The 16,510-nt window shown below is 68.0% G+C and carries 14 protein-coding genes and 1 pseudogene; 11 read left to right on the forward strand and 4 right to left on the reverse strand.

The window, feature by feature from the left end; genetic code table 11:
• From AB0M45_RS07290 to AB0M45_RS07335, 10 genes and pseudogenes are all read left to right on the forward strand, one after another.
• Positions 1-1,215: pseudogene (locus tag AB0M45_RS07290) on the forward strand (histidine kinase); the annotation flags it as partial.
• On the forward strand, positions 1,212-1,625 hold the full coding sequence (locus tag AB0M45_RS07295; RefSeq protein WP_011207200.1) for a roadblock/LC7 domain-containing protein: 414 nt from the start codon (positions 1,212-1,214) through the stop codon (positions 1,623-1,625). The pseudogene AB0M45_RS07290 and the gene AB0M45_RS07295, both read left to right, overlap by 4 nt.
• Before the next feature lie 7 nt (positions 1,626-1,632).
• The gene (locus AB0M45_RS07300) at positions 1,633-2,007 is read left to right on the forward strand and encodes a DUF742 domain-containing protein (RefSeq protein ID WP_014981573.1); all 375 of its coding nucleotides are present in this window, start codon (positions 1,633-1,635) and stop codon (positions 2,005-2,007) included.
• Positions 1,988-2,590 (forward strand): ATP/GTP-binding protein, encoded by a 603-nt coding sequence (locus AB0M45_RS07305; RefSeq protein WP_364323879.1) that lies wholly within the window; start codon positions 1,988-1,990, stop codon positions 2,588-2,590. The genes AB0M45_RS07300 and AB0M45_RS07305 overlap by 20 nt, the downstream gene beginning before the upstream one ends.
• A 51-nt stretch (positions 2,591-2,641) precedes the next feature.
• On the forward strand, positions 2,642-4,249 hold the full coding sequence (locus AB0M45_RS07310; protein ID WP_364323881.1) for a carboxyl transferase domain-containing protein: 1,608 nt from the start codon (positions 2,642-2,644) through the stop codon (positions 4,247-4,249).
• 102 nt (positions 4,250-4,351) lie between these two features.
• The gene (locus tag AB0M45_RS07315) at positions 4,352-5,245 is read left to right on the forward strand and encodes an aldo/keto reductase (RefSeq protein ID WP_364323883.1); all 894 of its coding nucleotides are present in this window, start codon (positions 4,352-4,354) and stop codon (positions 5,243-5,245) included.
• A gap of 333 nt (positions 5,246-5,578) precedes the next feature.
• Positions 5,579-6,307 (forward strand): enoyl-CoA hydratase, encoded by a 729-nt coding sequence (locus AB0M45_RS07320; RefSeq protein WP_364323885.1) that lies wholly within the window; start codon positions 5,579-5,581, stop codon positions 6,305-6,307.
• The gene (locus AB0M45_RS07325) at positions 6,307-7,449 is read left to right on the forward strand and encodes an MBL fold metallo-hydrolase (RefSeq protein ID WP_364324123.1); all 1,143 of its coding nucleotides are present in this window, start codon (positions 6,307-6,309) and stop codon (positions 7,447-7,449) included. Before AB0M45_RS07320 ends, AB0M45_RS07325 begins: the two co-directional genes overlap by 1 nt.
• 39 nt (positions 7,450-7,488) lie before the next feature.
• Positions 7,489-7,695 (forward strand): antitoxin, encoded by a 207-nt coding sequence (locus AB0M45_RS07330; RefSeq protein ID WP_195129868.1) that lies wholly within the window; start codon positions 7,489-7,491, stop codon positions 7,693-7,695.
• Between the two features lie 47 nt (positions 7,696-7,742).
• Complete coding sequence (locus tag AB0M45_RS07335) at positions 7,743-10,052, forward strand: ATP-dependent DNA ligase (RefSeq protein ID WP_364323888.1); 2,310 nt, start codon at positions 7,743-7,745, stop codon at positions 10,050-10,052.
• 136 nt (positions 10,053-10,188) lie between these two features.
• On the opposite strand, the gene AB0M45_RS07340 is transcribed toward AB0M45_RS07335, so the two are convergent.
• Positions 10,189-10,833 carry an isochorismatase family cysteine hydrolase gene (locus AB0M45_RS07340; protein WP_364323890.1) on the reverse strand — a complete coding sequence of 215 codons (645 nt, stop codon included), beginning with the start codon at positions 10,831-10,833 and terminating at the stop codon, positions 10,189-10,191.
• A 247-nt stretch (positions 10,834-11,080) separates the two neighbouring features.
• On the opposite strand from AB0M45_RS07340, the gene AB0M45_RS07345 reads away from it, so the two are divergent.
• Positions 11,081-12,349, forward strand: a complete 1,269-nt coding sequence (locus tag AB0M45_RS07345; protein ID WP_364323892.1) for a lipase family protein — start codon at positions 11,081-11,083, stop codon at positions 12,347-12,349.
• A 125-nt stretch (positions 12,350-12,474) separates the two neighbouring features.
• On the opposite strand, the gene AB0M45_RS07350 is transcribed toward AB0M45_RS07345, so the two are convergent.
• The 3 genes from AB0M45_RS07350 to AB0M45_RS07360 form a co-directional block, all read right to left on the reverse strand.
• Entirely contained in the window at positions 12,475-13,128 is a 654-nt protein-coding gene (locus AB0M45_RS07350; protein WP_364323894.1) for an ammonium transporter, read from the reverse strand.
• A 513-nt stretch (positions 13,129-13,641) separates the two neighbouring features.
• Positions 13,642-14,379, reverse strand: a complete 738-nt coding sequence (locus AB0M45_RS07355) for an energy-coupling factor transporter transmembrane protein EcfT (protein ID WP_364323896.1) — start codon at positions 14,377-14,379, stop codon at positions 13,642-13,644.
• Complete coding sequence (locus tag AB0M45_RS07360; protein WP_364323898.1) at positions 14,376-16,499, reverse strand: ATP-binding cassette domain-containing protein; 2,124 nt, start codon at positions 16,497-16,499, stop codon at positions 14,376-14,378. The genes AB0M45_RS07355 and AB0M45_RS07360 overlap by 4 nt, the downstream gene beginning before the upstream one ends.
• Positions 16,500-16,510 lie beyond the last annotated feature (11 nt).

Genomic DNA, 16,510 nt, shown 5'->3' on the forward strand with positions numbered 1-16,510 from the left:
TCCGCGTCGGGTGGTTTGCCGCAGCGTGAGTCCGCGTCGGGTGGTTTGCCGCAGCGTGAGTCCGCGTCGGGTGGTTTGCCGCAGCGTGAGTCCGCGTCGGGTGGTTTGCCGCAGCGTGAGTCCGCTTCCGGTGGTTTGCCGCAGCGTGAATCGGCGCTGGGTGGTTTTCCCCAGCGTGAGCCGGGCGCCACGAGCCTGCCGCCGCGTGAGCCGGGCGCCACTGGCTTGCCGCAGCGTCAGCCGGGGTCGAACGGTGCGCCGCAGCGTGAGTCGGCGCTGGGTGGTTTGCCGCAGCGTGAGCCGGGCACCACCGGCCTACCGCCCCGGCAGCCCGCGCCGAACCTACCTCAGCGCGACGCGACGCCCGGCGGCTTGCCGCAGCGCGATTCCGGCGCCCACAGTCTCCCGCAGCGCGATTCCGGCGCCCACAGTCTCCCGCAGCGCGATTCCGGCAACGGTTTGCCGCAGCGCGAACCGAGCTCCGGTGCGCTGTCCTCGGTCAACGGTCTGCCGCAACGGGATTCGGCTGCCAGCGGCCTGTCGGCTTCCGGTGGCTTGCCGCAGCGTGAGTCGGCGCTGGGTGGTTTGCCGCAGCGTCCGCCGGCGCCGGCAAGCCCGGCACAGCGGGAGAGCGGGCTCACCGGCCTGCCGCAGCGGCAGCCGGGCGCCCAAGCGCCGCAGCGTCAGCCCGTGCCGCCAGGAGTCGGTCTGCCGCAACGTGATCGCGGTGGCCAGCACGCCGCGAGCAGTGAGCAGCCGGCCACCACGACCGGGCGTGATCCCGGCAAGCACAGCTACCGGTCCAACCCGGCGAAGACAGCCTCGTTCTTCCAGACCAGGCTGCAACCCGCGGCCGAGCCGGAGCCGTCGATGGGATCGACGCCGATCTTCGCCGAAATGATGTCGGCGTGGCTATCGGATCCCAATGCGGATCGGTCGCAGGCGGCCGCCGCCTTCGAGTCGCCGGGCGACGAAGGATGGCAGGCGGCTCGCCGCGCGAGCGAGACGCAACCCGAAACGAGGACGGCAGCGGGGTTGCCGCAACGCAATCCGGGCGTAAGGCTTGTCCCGGGTGGTGTCAGCGGTGCGGCCGATCGGGCGCCGCGTCGCGATCCAGAAACGATCAGGTCCAGCTTGAGTCGTCACCAGCAGGGCGTCCGGGATGGCCGCGCAATGAGAGCAATGAACCTAACCGGAGATAAAGGAGACCGATGAACCCCGATCTAGGTGGTACGAACCGTCAGCTGGATTGGCTGGTTTCGAACTTTGCCAACGAGGTTCCTGGCGTAGCCCATGCCGTCCTGGTCTCGGCTGACGGCCTACTCATGGCCGCGAGTGCCCAGCTGCCCGTCGATCGCGCCGAACAGCTCTCGGCCGTGACGGCCGGTCTGGCCAGCCTGTCAGTCGGCGTCTCGAATCTATTCGAGGGCGGCACCGTGCTGCAGTCCGTCGTCGAGATGGAGCACGGCTACCTGCTACTCATGGCTGTCGGCGACGGTTCCTATCTCGCGGTGCTGACCAACACTTCGTGTGACATCGGTCAGGTCGGCTACGAGATGGCTCTGTTGGTCGAGCGGGTTGGCCAGACTGTTCAGGCCACGCCACGCGTCACGATGGGTTCCTGATGGTGGGATGGACATAGAAGATCACCGCGTGGGAAGCGCCGAGCCGAGCCTCGTACGCCCGTACTCGCTGACCGCGGGCCGGACCAGGCCTGCGGTCGAGTTGGCGTTGGAAGCCCTCGTCGCATCGCATCCGGTCGCCCTCGAGCGGCAGTTCGAACTGACCAACATCGAGACGTCAATCGTGGAGTTGTGCAGAGAATCGCCGTCCGTTGCCGAGGTAGCAGCCAGACTGGGTATCCCCATTGGGGTGGCCCGCGTGCTCGTAGCCGACCTGATCGAGGCCGGACACGTGCGCGTTTCGGCGACATTGAAAGACGATTCCAGCGACGATGAACGTCGCGAGCTGATCGAAAGGGTTCTCAGTGGACTCCGGCGTATTTGATTCGACGGCACAGGTCGACACCCGCACCAGCAAGCCGACATCGGCGAAGATCGTGGTCGCGGGTGGCTTCGGCGTCGGGAAGACCACGTTGGTCGGTGCCGTCTCGGAGATCGTTCCGCTGCGCACCGAGGCATTGGTGACCAATGCCAGTGCCGGGATCGACAGCCTGACCGGCATTCCGATGAAGTCCACCACCACCGTGGCGATGGACTTCGGCCGCATCAGCCTCGCCGACGATCTGGTGCTGTATCTGTTCGGCACGCCCGGCCAGTATCGATTCTGGTTCATGTGGGACGACCTGATCCGCGGCGCCATCGGCGCCGTGGTGCTGGTCGACACCCGCAGGTTGGAGGACAGCTTCGCGGCCGTCGACTACTTCGAAGCGCGCAACCTACCCTTCCTGGTGGCGCTCAACGAGTTCGACGACGCACCGCGGTACCCGATCGAGGACATTCGGCAGGCGCTCGCCGTGCCCGCGGATGTGCCGATCCTGTCCATTGACGCCCGGCGCCGGGAGCCCGCCAAACAGGCGCTGGTCGCGCTCACCGAGTACGCCCTGCGCAAGGTGATGCAGGGCTACTGAGTGCTCGCGCGGCACGCCGACGCGCCGGGTAGGGCCGGATAGGCTCGCCCGGTGCGTACGTCGGCGCGGGAGTTTCTGGGGCAACTGCTCGATACGGACTCGTTCGTCAGCTGGGACCGGCCGCCGGTGAGGGTGGCCGCGACCCCGCGGTACCGCGAAGCCTTGCGGACGGCGGCGATGGCGGCGGGTACCGATGAATCCGTGCTCACCGGGGAGGGGCTGCTGCGCGGTCGTCGCGTGGCCGTGATCGCCTGCGAGTTCGGATTTCTGGCCGGTTCGATCGGCGTCGCCGCGGCGGAGCGGATCGTCGCGGCGGTCGAGCGCGCCACCGAGTTCGAGCTGCCGCTGGTCGCTTCACCGACTTCCGGCGGCACCCGGATGCAAGAGGGCACCGTCGCGTTCGTGCAGATGGTGAAGATCGCCGGTGCGGTCGCGGCGCACAAATCGGCTGGTCACCCCTACTTGGTCTACCTGCGCAACCCCACGATGGGCGGCGTGTTCGCCTCGTGGGGGTCGCTCGGGCACATCACGTTCGCCGAGCCCGGTGCGCTGATCGGGTTTCTCGGCCCGCGGGTCTACCAGGCCCTGTACGGCAAACCGTTTCCGGAAGGCGTGCAGATCGCGGAGAACCTATACCATCGCGGCGTCATCGACGGCGTGCTGCCGATACCCGTTTTTCGTCGCATCGCCCACCGGGCGCTGAGCGTGTTCAGTGGCGTCCAGCAGCCCGATTCCACTGCACTGGGGGATACTGCCGTGCAGGTCACTGCTGCGGCCCCTCCAACGTTGCCGCCAGTGGCAGCGCCTACGGAGGCTGCGGATCGTGATTCCTTTGGGACACAACAGATCCGGCATGATGACTCGACGAACCGTGCCGGGGACAATCCGGTGTGGCAGTCGGTCTTGATCTCGCGGCGTCCGCAGCGGCCGGGCATTCGCGATCTCTTACGTCATGTGACGCAACGTGTTCCGCTCAGCGGCACCGGCCAGGGTGAATCGGATCGAACCGCGGTACTCGCGCTGGGCCGGTTCCGTGGGCAACCGTGCGTGGTATTCGGGCACGACCGGCGCGGCCAACAAGGCGAGAACACCATGGGTCCGGCCGCCCTGCGTGAGGCGCGGCGCAGCATGGCGCTTGCTCAGGAGTTGCGGCTGCCGCTGGTGCTGGTCATCGACACCGTGGGCGCGGCACTCTCGAAGGAAGCCGAGGAACGTGGTCTGGCACCCGAAATCGCCCGATGCATAGCGGATCTGGTGACCTTGGATACCCCGACGGTCTCGGTGCTGCTCGGTCAGGGCACCGGCGGTGGCGCGCTGGCGCTGCTGCCCGCCGACCGGGTACTCGCCGCGACGCACGCCTGGCTGGCTCCGCTGCCACCGGAAGGGGCGAGCGCCATCGTGTTCCGCGACACCGATCATGCTCCGGAAATAGCTGCGGCCCAACGCATCAGCGCCGCCGATCTGCTCGCCGACGGTGTGGTCGACCGCATCGTGCCGGAGCTTCCCGATGCCGCGGACGAGCCGGTGGACTTCGCCCGCCGAATGATCGCCGCGATCGCGAACGAACTCGCCGATCTGCGTGCCCGGCCGGAATCGGAGGTGCTCGCGGCGCGACAGGCGCGCTACCGGAGATTGGGATTGCCCGGCGACGCGAGCTGATCATCGCGAAGCGCCCGAACATCCGGGTTTTCCAGCAAATTGCAGGCCAACACACCCGAGCGCGTGATTGACGGTTCGCCGCCGCACTTCTACCGTCGGAATGTGACCTTCAGAAGCGAGACCAGCACCGTTCCCCCGATCGTGCTGAACGACGGGAACGTGATCCCGCAGCTCGGCTTCGGCGTGTTCCAAGTGCCCGCCGACGATGCTTTCCCGGCGGTCACCACCGCGCTCAAGGTGGGCTATCGCAGCATCGACACCGCCGCGATCTACGGGAACGAAGAGGGCACCGGTCGTGCGATCCGGGAATACGGACTGCCCCGGGACGAGATCTACCTGACGACCAAGTTGTGGAACTCCGATCAGGGTTACGACTCCACGCTGCGCGCCTTCGACGCCAGCATGGCCCGGCTCGGCTTGGACTACCTCGATCTCTACCTCATCCACTGGCCGGTCGCCGCCGCGGACCGGTTCGCCGATACTTTCCGGGCCTTCCAGGCGCTTAAGTCGCAGGGGCGGGTCAAGTCGATCGGTGTCTCGAACTTCACGGTCGCGAACCTGCAACGGCTCATCGCCGAAACCGGCGAGATCCCGGTGGTGAACCAGATCGAGCTGCACCCCAGATTGGCGCAGCGGGAACTGCGTGGGTTCCACGCCGCGAACGCGATCGCCACCGAGGCGTGGAGCCCGCTCGGTCAGGGCACCGTGCTCGACGACAGCACCATCACCGCGGTGGCCGCCGAAGTCGGTCGCACGCCGGCGCAGGTGGTCATCCGCTGGCACCTGCAGCTGGGCAATATCGTCATCCCGAAGTCGGTCACGCCGTCGCGGATCGCGGAGAACTTCGACGTGTTCGGCTTTGAGCTCACCCCGGAGCAGATGAACGCGATCACCGCGCTGGACAGCGGTTCGCGCACCGGTGCGGACCCGGATACGTTCACCGTGGACTCCCCCGCCTCACCCACCGCCTGGCCCCCCGCCTCTCCGAGTATCTAGGCCGTACTAGTTAGGTGGCGCGGGATTTGCGTACAGGTCCTGCGTGGGGTGCCCGCTCGGTTTTGGGCGTACCCGGCGAGTTACCCATGTTCTCACGAAAACAGTTGCTCGGTTGACGGCTGTGGTCGTTGACGGGTACCGCCGACGCCAATCGCGCGGCCCGCGCGGTGGAGGTTGGATTCACCGAGCACCTTGGACTGCGTCGACGGGCCCAACGCAAGACCTCCGTCATCCGACTGTACGGCCTCAGGCCCGGAGAGGTGGGACAGAACCAGCTGATCTTTCCTATGGCAGAGTGAAGGAACCAGACGGACGTTCAGCTGGGGAGGTCGCATGCTCGAGGTCAGCCGCGATGGTGACGTGGTCACCATCGAATTTCAGCGGGAGGAGCGCCGCAACGCGCTCAATTACGAACTCGTGACACTGCTGCGCGAAGCAGTCCTCGCCGCCGTCGCCGACCAGGCGCGGGTCATCGTGCTGACCGGGCGCGGTTCGGTCTTCTGTGCCGGCGCCGATCTGTCCGGGGTGTACTCAGGTGATTTCCTGTCCGGGCTACTGGAGATGTTGCACGCTGTCGAATCGGCGCCGATTCCGGTGATTTCCGCGCTCAACGGCGCTGCGATCGGTGCGGGCGTGCAGCTGGCGCTCGCCTCGGATCTGCGGGTGATGGCGCCGGAGGCGTATCTCGCGATCCCGGCCGCGAAGTTGGGCATCACGGTGGATCGGTGGACCGTGCGCAGGCTGGCCGCGCTGATCGGCGGCGGTCCGGCCAGGACCGTGCTGCTCGGGGCGGAGTCGATCTCGGTCGAGGACGCCTACACCTTCGGGTTCGCCAACCGGATCGGCGGTCTCGCCGACGCGCAGGACTGGGCGAAGCAGATCGCGGCGTTGGCGCCGCTGTCGCTGCGCCACATGAAGCTGGTGCTCAACGACGACGGGACGCGTGATCCGGACACCGCTCAGCAGCGCGCGGCGCTGGAGGCGGCATGGACGAGTGAGGACGCCAAGGAGGGACGTTTGGCCAGGCAGGAAAAGCGCGCCGCGAGGTTCGTAGGGCGATGATGGGCATTCGACGTATCGCGGGCGCCGCAGCGGGTGCGCTCGGCATCACGTGGGTGGCCCGGGCGGTGTGGGGCATCCCATCGGCGATGGGCGCTTCGATCTCGGCGATCCAGCCCTACGCGGCGGGCGCGACGAGCTACCGAAATCGCCAGTTCCACAACACCGAACCCAGTAGCCAGGTGGTCGCGGGTTCGGCTCCCTCGCTGTTGATCTCGGCACTGACCCAGCGCAACGCGGGCAGGCCGCGCGCAGCCATTCCGCTGCACACTCCACGGCCGCCGAGTGAGGCGGCCGCTCTCGCCGTCACCTGGTACGGCCACGCCACGACGCTCATCGAGATCGACGGGTACCGGATTCTCACCGATCCGGTCTGGAGCGAACGGGTTTCGCCCTCCGCGCTGGTCGGGCCCGCACGCATGCACCCGGTGCCGCAGCCGCTGTCCGAGCTGCCCCCGGTCGACGCGGTGATCATCTCGCACGACCACTACGACCACCTGGACAAGGAGACCGTCCGGGAACTGGTGGTAGGTCAGAGCGCGCCCTTTCTCGTGCCGATCGGCATCGGCGCGCACCTGCGGCACTGGGGTGTCCCGGAGCACCGGATCGTCGAATTGGATTGGGGTGCTTCCGTCTCGCTCGCCGAACTGGGCCGGGATCGGGTCGGCACGGATCTGGCCCTCACCTGCACCGAGGCGCGGCATTTCTCCGGACGCGGCCTGCTCCGCAACACCACGCTCTGGGCTTCGTGGTCGATCATCGGTCCGACGCGGCGGGTCTACTTCGGCGGCGACACCGGATACACGAAGGCGTTCGCCGCGGCAGGCGCGGCGCTGGGTCCGTTCGACCTGACGCTGCTGCCCATCGGCGCCTACGACGCGCGCTGGCCGGACGTGCACATGAACCCTGAAGAGGCGGTCCGGGCGCACGCCGATCTGTGCGCCGGCGATCCCGGCCACGGACTGCTCGTGCCCATCCACTGGGCGACGTTCAACCTCGCCTTCCACGGCTGGTCGGAGCCCGTCCGGCGGATGGTGGCGGCGGCCGGGTCGGCGGGTACCTCCGTCGCGGTACCGATGCCGGGTCAGCGTGTGGACCCGATGAGCGAGCCACCCGGGGATTCCTGGTGGGAGAATGTTGGTTGAACGACTCCGGCTAGTTGGCTACAGGAAGGATGGACGGCGATGAGTTTCGCGGACACGCTCAAAGGCCTGGTCGACAAGGGGAAGGACGCGGCGGCCAAGAACGCCGACAAGATCAACCACGGGATCGACAAAGCCGGTGACTTCATCGACCAGAAGACGCACGGCAAGTACACGGACAAGATCGCCAAAGGCAAGGAGGCCGCCAAGAAGGTGGTCCCGCCGGATCAGTCCGGGCCGCACGCCTGAGCCTGCGGCGGAGACCGTCGCGGGGTCTCCGCCGCTAAACTGCCAGTATGGTGGCCCGCCGAGAGTTCGGTGGTATCGAGGTTGAGCTGAGCAACCTCGACAAGGTGCTGTACCCGGCCACCGGCACCACCAAAGGCGAAGTCATCGCCTACTATTCGGCGATCTCACCCGCCATGCTGCCGCACATCGCGGGAAGAGCGGTCACCCGTAAGCGCTGGCCCAACGGGGTGGAGGAGCCGTCTTTCTTCGAGAAGAATCTCGCGTCGCACGCGCCGTCCTGGATCGAGCGTCGTACGATGCGCCATTCCGACCGCAAGGTCGTCTACCCGCTGATCGATTCCGAGGCCGGTCTGGCCTGGGTCGGTCAGCAGGCGGCACTGGAAGTCCATGTGCCGCAATGGCGTTTCGACGACGATCGGATGGGGCCGGCGACCAGGTTGGTCTTCGACCTGGACCCGGGCGAAGGAGCAGGGCTCGCCGAATGCGCCGAGGTGGCGCTCATGCTGCGCGACGTGGTCGAGGGTATCGGGTTGCATGCGTTCCCGGTCACCAGCGGCAGCAAGGGCATTCACCTCTACGTGCCCTTGGATCGGGAACTCAGCCCGGATGGCGCGTCCACCGTGGCCAAGCAGGTGGCCACGAATCTGCAACGGCTGCATCCGGATCTGGTCACCGCGACGATGGCGAAATCGGCTCGGGGCGGGAAGGTCTTCCTGGACTGGAGCCAGAACAACCCGGCCAAGACCACCATCGCGCCTTACTCGATGCGCGGGCGGCAGCAGCCGAACGCCGCCGCGCCACGGAGCTGGAAGGAGATCGAGAACCGGAAGAAGCTGCGGCACTTGCGGTTCGACGAGGTGCTGGCCAGGTACCGGGCAGATGGCGATCTGCTCGCTGAGCTGGACCCACCGCTCGCGCAGGGCGACTCGGAGCGGATGGGTTCGGACGCGCTGACGAAGTACCGGTCGATGCGGGACCCGTCCCGTACGCCCGAGCCGGTACCGGCCGAGTCCCCCGAGCCGGGCACGAACAACCGTTATGTAGTGCAGGAGCACCATGCGCGTCGGCTGCACTGGGACGTGCGGCTGGAGCGCGACGGGGTGCTGGTGTCCTGGGCGGTGCCGAAGGGGCCGCCCACCTCGCCGGATCAGAACCGGCTCGCGGTGCACACCGAGGACCATCCGCTGGAGTATCTCGATTTCCACGGCGCCATCCCGAAGGGCGAGTACGGCGCCGGCGAAATGACGATCTGGGATTCCGGCACCTACGACACGGAGAAATGGCGTGACGACGAGGTCATCGTCCAGTTCCACGGCAAGCGGTTGACTGGGCGCTACGCGCTGATCCAGACCAACGGCAACCAGTGGCTGATGCACCTGATGCGTGCGCACAACGGCGCCGAGGATCGGGATGAGCCCGGTACCGGGCAGATCATCCGGTCGTCGAGCGCGCCTGCGCCGCTTCCACGCGGGCTGGCGCCGATGCTGGCGACGCTGGGAGACGTCGCCGAGCTCGACGCCGACGAGTGGTGCTTCGAGACGAAGTGGGACGGGTTCCGGCTGATCGCCGAGATCGATTCCGGTGCGATCACCTTGCGCAGCCGGGCGGGGAACGTGGTGACCGATCGCTATCCCGGGATCACGGTGTTGGCGCGGGAACTCGCCGGGCACAGCGTGGTGCTGGACGGTGAGGCGGTGGTCTTCGACGATCACGGCACCGCCAATCTCGGTCTGCTGCAAGCCGGTGCGGCGCGGGCGGTGTTCGTCGCCTTCGACGTGCTGTATCTGGACGGCACCTCCCTGGTACGCAAACGATATGCCGATCGCCGCCGGGTGCTGGAGGCGCTGGCCGCGAACGCCCCCTCGATGGTGGTGCCGCCGCGACTGGACGGGCCGGGCGCGGAGGCGCTGCGCTACAGCCGGCAGCACGGCTTGGAGGGCGTGGTCGCCAAACGCAAGGATTCGGTGTACCTGCCGGGCAAGCGCGGGCATTCCTGGGTGAAGCAGCGCAATTGGCGTACCCAGCAGGTGTTGATCGGCGGCTGGCGGCGCAGTGGGGCACGGAATTTCAAATCTCTGCTGGTCGGCATTCCGCACGACGGGCGGTTGTACTACGTGGGGCGGGTCGGTACCGGTTTCAGCGAGCCGGACATGCGGGATCTGGCCGCCCGGCTGCGCAAGCTGGAACGAAAGACATCGCCGTTCGACAACGACCTCACCGCCGAGGAGCGCAAGGAGGCGGTGTGGGTGACGCCGAAACTCGGCGGCAGCGTGCGGTTCATGAATTGGACCGAGGCCGGACGGTTGTGGCACCCGGCGTGGGTCGGCGAGGCACCGGGCGCGTATGACGCTGGGTAGCGTTGGTCCGGTTGTACCCAGCGCGAAGTTCGCGGGCCCGGTCGACGTGGCTCAGGAGGCGGCGAAGAAGGCGTTGCGTCAGCAGTGCTGCCGAACGGGACATGGCCGAGCGGCCGGGCCATGTCCCGGTTCTCGGTCAGTCGGTGCCCGCGAGCAGCGGGGTGATGGTCGCGATATCGGTTACCAACGCGTGGCCCTGGAATTCGAATTCATCGTAGGCGCGCGCCATTGCCGCTTTGTCCCGGCCGCCACAGGCATCGCTGATCACCACGGGGATGAAACCGAGATCGGTGGAGTGCGTCACTGTGGGGGCGATGCCGATCTCCAGTGCGACACCCGCGATCGCGTAGGCGCCGATGCGCAGGTCACGCAGCATCGAGGCGAGTGGGGTGCCCTCGAATGCCGACATCGACGTCTTGTCGAACACCACCTCGTCCTTGCGCGGCCGCAGTTCGGGGACCAGCTCGAAGGCCGGGGTGTCGCGCTGCAGGATGAACCGCACCTTGTCCACCGAGTCCACCTGCTGCCAGTTCATCGCCATGCGCAGCGCGAAGGCGCCGCTGAGGCGCTCGGGCAGGAAGAAATGGCGCAGGAAGACCACCGGGTAGCCACCGGAGCGCGCCGCGTCGACCACCCGCACCACGCGTTCGATGATCTCCGGGCCGTCCGGCAGCTGGCCGAGCACGCCGACCTGCATGTCGTAGACGAGTACCGCCATCCGGTCCGGGGCGCACACGTCGGCGAGTCCTTCGGGGATGTCCAGTCCGTTGCCATGCCGCATGCTCGGCTACTCCTGTTCGTCACGCCCGCGCTGCGGGCTGGTGGTAACTGACGGCTATTCGGTTGCGCTAGGGGCTTTTTCGGATCACTGTAGCCAGTCGCGGCGGACATCCTCGGCGATGGGGATGACCTCCGATGGACCGTTGCCGGGCGGGTGATACGGCAGTAGCGTTGATGACCAGAGGCGGGAGTGAGTCGGCGCCGACGGCACCCGCGCACTTTGGCCTCGCTGGAGTGGGGAGGCCCTGATGAAGGATATTCACGCGGCGCCTGTCACCGAGCAGACGCGTAATCGTGCTGCGCGCGCGCCCGTTCTGCGCGCCATGCTATCCGCCCTGGTCGTTCTGATCCTCGGTTGGGGCGGCCTTCCCGCGGCGTCCGCCCAGCTGCCGCCCCCGGACCACGACCCGTTCTATGCGGCCCCCGCCGACCTCGGCTCGTTCTGGAACGGCGCTGTTCTCGATGCGCGTCCGATCGCGTTGTTCGGCCTGCCTCTGCCGATTTCGGCATGGCAGGTGAAGTATCGGACCACCGACTCCAGCGACCGTCCCGCGGCCTATGTGGCGACCGTGCTGGTGCCGATGCTGCCGTGGCTCGGCCCTGGAGCGCGGCCGTTGCTGTCGTATCAAGTCCCCGAGGACAGCCTCGGCACCCGGTGCGCGCCGTCCTACGCGCTGGGCGGAGGCTGGGATACCGGCGCGGTCAACACGCTGATCGATACGCCGTTCATGGCGGAGGCGCTCCGGCGCGGGTGGGCCCTCGTGGTCAGCGATTACGAGGGACCGCAGTCCCGGTTCCTGGACGGGGTCAACTCCGGGCGCGGTGTGCTGGATGGCATCCGGGCCGCCCGCGACTTCCCTGCGGCCGGACTCGGACCCGACACTCCTATTGGCGCCTGGGGCTATTCGGGCGGGGCTTTCGCCACGCTGTGGGCCGCGCAGTTACAGCCGGAGTACGCGCCGGACGTTCGGTTCGCCGGGATCACCTCGGGTGGCGTTCCGGCGGATTGGCCGGCCATCGCCCGCCGTGCGGACGGCACCGTGCAGGCCGGACTGGCATTGCTCATCCTGTTCGCCATCGCCCGCAACGATCCCGGCGCGGGCGTGCTGGAGTTGCTCAACGATCGCGGGCAGGCGGCGCTGATCGAAAACAGCGCTGCCTGTGGGTCCGATCTCGTGCCCAAGTACCTCGGGGCGCGCGTGGCCGACTTCACCACGGTTCCGGACCTCCTGTCGCATCCGGCCTTCCTGGCCGCCACCGACGCACAGGAACTAGGCGGCAGCGCGCCGACCATGCCGACCTACCTCTACCACAGCATCACCGACGACGTGATTCCCGTGGCGGGGTTCACCGACCTGGTCGGTCGTTACTGCGCCCGGGGAGCGAACCTCACTTCGGTGCACTCGATGCTGCCCACCCACAATCCGGCGGCGATCGGCGAGGCGCCGGAGGCGATGAACTTTCTCGCCGACCGGTTCGCGGGGATACCGGTCGATCCCGGGTGTCATTCGCGATAGGTGGGATCGGTGTGGTGCCCGGCATAGACGAAAGCGCACCGAATCGCTGGTGATTCGGTGCGCGTCGTCCGCTGGGGTGCGGGTCACTGTCTCCGCTGAGCGAGCCGGTTCCGCGTGGCCGCGAGTCAGTTCTGTGGACGACCGGTGGTGTCCATCCATTTGGTGGTCCCCGGTGCGGCGTTGAGCGTGCTGAGCAGGTCGATTCCGGCGACGATCAGGGTCGGCCCACCGGCGACGATGGTGCCGATGATGGCGCCGATGCCGGCACCCGCGACGACACTCGCGATCACGGTGGGGCCGCCGATGATTCCGGTGAGCCCGACCAGCGCGCCGATCACCGTGCCGATGAAACCGCCGACAGCGGTGGCGATGCCGAACTGCGAAAGGAACGCGTTCATCGCCTGCTGGTTCTCATACGGCGACGCGACCGCCGTGGCGGCCGGGCGCGCCTGCGCCGCGTCCTTGACGACGGCCAACTCGAGTACTCGGCCCGCGTCACGCACGGCGTGCGGCATGGGGTACTCGAGCCCGTCCTGGCGGAAGGCCAGTGGCAGTGTGAGCGCGACGTTTCCGGATTCGTCCTTGATGTCGACGGCGTCGCCGCGCACGTCGAACGTGCCCGCGGTGAGCGTCGTGACGATCCGGTTCCCGATCAGTCGCGTCTCGTACCCGATATTCAGCACCGGCGCCGTGGCCGGTTCCGCATGCGCGGCGCCCGCGCCGACCGTTAGCGCCGCGACGAGCGGCACAACCGCGGCGGTGACTTTCCGGAGAATCATTTCCCTGGTTTCCAATCTTCATCAGGTTTGCAGCAAAGAGAACGCGGAACGCGCTGAAATTCCTTCCCCCACTGGCGCGTACATCCGTGATGTGATTCAGAAGACAGTTACTTCCGAGTGATAACTGTACTGCGAGCGAAAGGGTTTAGATCACGAATTGGGAGGGTAATCTTCCATCTTTTCCGTGCTCGATTCAGTTATAGCTCATGGCTATTCAGCGGTTGAGGTGCTCCGCAGAACCGGTCAGAACCATCCTGGTATCGCGGCGTTGTGTCGCGTACCGCGTGCCATCGACCTGCCCGCCTCGGTTCGGCGCTTACCGGCGCCACGCATTTCGCCAGAAACCGAGATGGGCAGCAATCATCCAGCATCTGATGTGGACCCCGCTCGCCATACGTGCGGCTGAAAACCCACTCGGGGGCATCGTGAAACCGAACGCTTTCCCTGTCAGCGGCCCGGGGAGCCTGCCTTTCAGTCGGCCCGAGGTGACGGCATGCCCGGCATTTCCTGCGCTCAGACCAGCAGGTGCAGGGCGATGGCGCCGAGGCAGGCCGCGACGACCACGGCTAGAGCGAAGGCGTCGCGGCGGCCGGGAGAGCCCGGATGGGCGGTGAGTTCGCCGGTTCCGCCGCGCGCGGTGATCGCCTCGCCGAGTTCACCCGCGCGGCGGGTGGAGACCGCCATCGCCGCGGTGAGGATATCGATGAGGGGGTTGTCGGCGGCGCGATACAGCAGGCTGTCCTTGGGACGGAGACGGCGGGCCGCGCGCAGGACCCGGATTTCCTCGATGAGCAGTGGAAGACCGCGGAGGGTCAGTGCGACGACGACGGCCCATTCGTCCACCGGGACCCGGAGTTTGCGCAACGGCGCGCCCAATTTGGCCAATGCGGGTGCGATCTCGCCCATCGGGGTGGTCCACGCGATGAGGAACGAGGCGGAGACCACGATCAAACCGAACGTGACAACCTGCGCGTAACGCAGCACCGCCGTGCCGCCGACCGGCACGTTGATCAGGGCTCCGACCGCGAGCAGCGCCCAGAACCACCACGACAGACGCGGCAGCGTGCCGAGCGGCAACCGGGCGGCCACGCCGACGAGGACGAGGAAGACGATCATCACGCCGAGCACCGGCCAGGACGGCAGGAACATCAGCAACAGACTGATCAGGAAAACCCCGATCATCTTGGTACCCGCCCACAGCCGGTGCACCGGACTGTCGACGGGAACTCGGCGCAACAGCACAGCGCTCATCGGGAACCTCCGTGCTCCAGTCGCCACGCCGCGTCGCCGGGCGGACGCAGCCCGGCGGGCCGGGAGCCGGCGGCCGCGGCGGCGTTGCTCGGGACGGCTTCCCACGCGGACTCTGCCGCCAGAATGCGTCCTGACCGCAGTTGCACCGTGCGGTCGCACACCGCTGCCATGTCGGCCACGTCGTGCGAGATGACGATCAGCGTCAGCCCGGAATCCCGCAGCCGCGCAAGTAGTTCCACGATATCCGCCCGGCCCTCCGGATCGAGCCCGGCGAGTGGCTCGTCGAGCACGACCACCTGCGGATGACTGGCCACGATCGCCGCGAGCACCACCCGTTTGGCCTGGCCGCCGCTGAGTTCCTCGATGGAGCGGGCGGCCAGCGACCGATCCAGCCCCACGGCGTCGAGCGCCCGTCCGACCGCACCCGAGCCGGTCGCCCGCCCTCCCCAGTCCGCGATCTCCGCGCCGACGGTCTGTTTCTGCAACTGCAGGCGGGAGTATTGGAATGCCAGCTCCACCCGCCCGATCTGCTTGGTGATCGGCTTGCCGTGCAGTTCACAACGACCGGAACTCGGCTCGATCAGCCCGGCCATGATCCAGGCGAGAGTGGATTTGCCCGATCCGTTGCCGCCGACCACCAGTAGCGCTTCGCCGCGCCGGATCGACAGATCGACACCGTGCAGGGCAGCCGCTTCCCAGGGGGTCGCGCGGTTGTAGGTGTGCCCGACGTCGCGCAGCTCGAGGATCGGCTCGCCGATCGGCCTGCGCCGCGCGTCGCGCACCGGGCGCGGCCACGCGGGCAGCTGCGCCACGGAGCGGCCTGCGGCCAAGTGGACGACGCGGTCGGCCGCTGCGGCGTCGGCTTCGTGATGGGTGACCAGCACCACGGCCATCGGGTGTCGCTGCGGCAGCGCAGCGAGCAGTTCCACGAGTCCGCGGCGCCCGTCCGGATCGATCATCGAGGTCGCCTCGTCGGCGATCAGCAGTGCGGGGCGGCGGGCAAGCGCCGCGGCGACGGCCAAGCGCTGCTGCTGCCCGCCGGACAGCGTGGCGGTCTCCTTGCCGCCCATCCCGGCGAGCCCGACTTCGCCGAGCAATCCATCCACATCCACGTCGGCGGCGAGTTCCGGCGGCAAACCCCACACCACGTCATCGGCGACGAGCACGCCCAAGGTCTGGCTCTCCGGCCGCTGCATCACCAGCGCCGTTCCACCCAGGCGCCCGAGCCCGGCCGACCCGGGACGCCGCACCGATCCCGAGGTGGGTGGCAGGCCGGCGAGCAACCGCGTCAACGTCGACTTGCCCGATCCGTTGTGCCCCACCACCGCGACGAATTCGCCGACACCGACGGTCAGGTCGATGTCGCGCAGTGCGTCGTGCGCCGCGCCGGGATAGCGGAATCCGGCGCCGCGCAGCGTGACCGGCAGCGGTGCGATGGGCCGGTCGTCGTGCGGCGCGTCGAGCCGGTCCTGTCCTGGCAGCCAGGCGAGCCGGTCCAGCACCGAGCCGAGCACGTACCAGGAGAACAGTCCGGTGGCGACCATGCCCAGTGCGACGCTGCCACCGACCCACGCCCACCACCAGCGCAGTACGGAGTCGGCCAGGTCGGCCGCGGCCTGTCCGAGTGGTTCCAGCTGCGTCTGGCGCGCCGCGAGTTCCTGGATACCGCGTGCGGTGTTGCGGATGTTGTCGAACAGCAGGTTGCGCGCCGCCGCGAGCAGCAGCAGTGATCCGACGGCGAAGGCCGCCCAGACCAGGCCGGTCAGCAGTGCGAGGCCGGACACCGCCAGCACACCGCCGCCGCGCCGCTTGACGATGCCGATGATGCCGCCCATCGTCGCCGAGGCGACCAACCCGGTCGCGGGCACCATGCCGGCCGTGACGAAGGTGACCAGCGTGGCGGCGATGGTCGCGGTAACCAACGTGCGCAGCCGGTAGCGGTGTGCGATCAGCCCCATGGGGACGGCGGCGACCAGCTGCAGAGCGGCCGCGAACGGAATCACCGATCCGATGGTGACCAACCCGACGGTGGCTCCGCCGAGCACGGCGCCGGTGGCCAACTCGATCGGGCGCAGCGGTCCCCGCTCAGCAGGTTCGCCCACATGGGCCAGTCCACTCACAGCACAAGTCT

This window comes from Nocardia sp. NPDC051787, assembly GCF_040681325.1.
Classification (GTDB): domain Bacteria; phylum Actinomycetota; class Actinomycetes; order Mycobacteriales; family Mycobacteriaceae; genus Nocardia.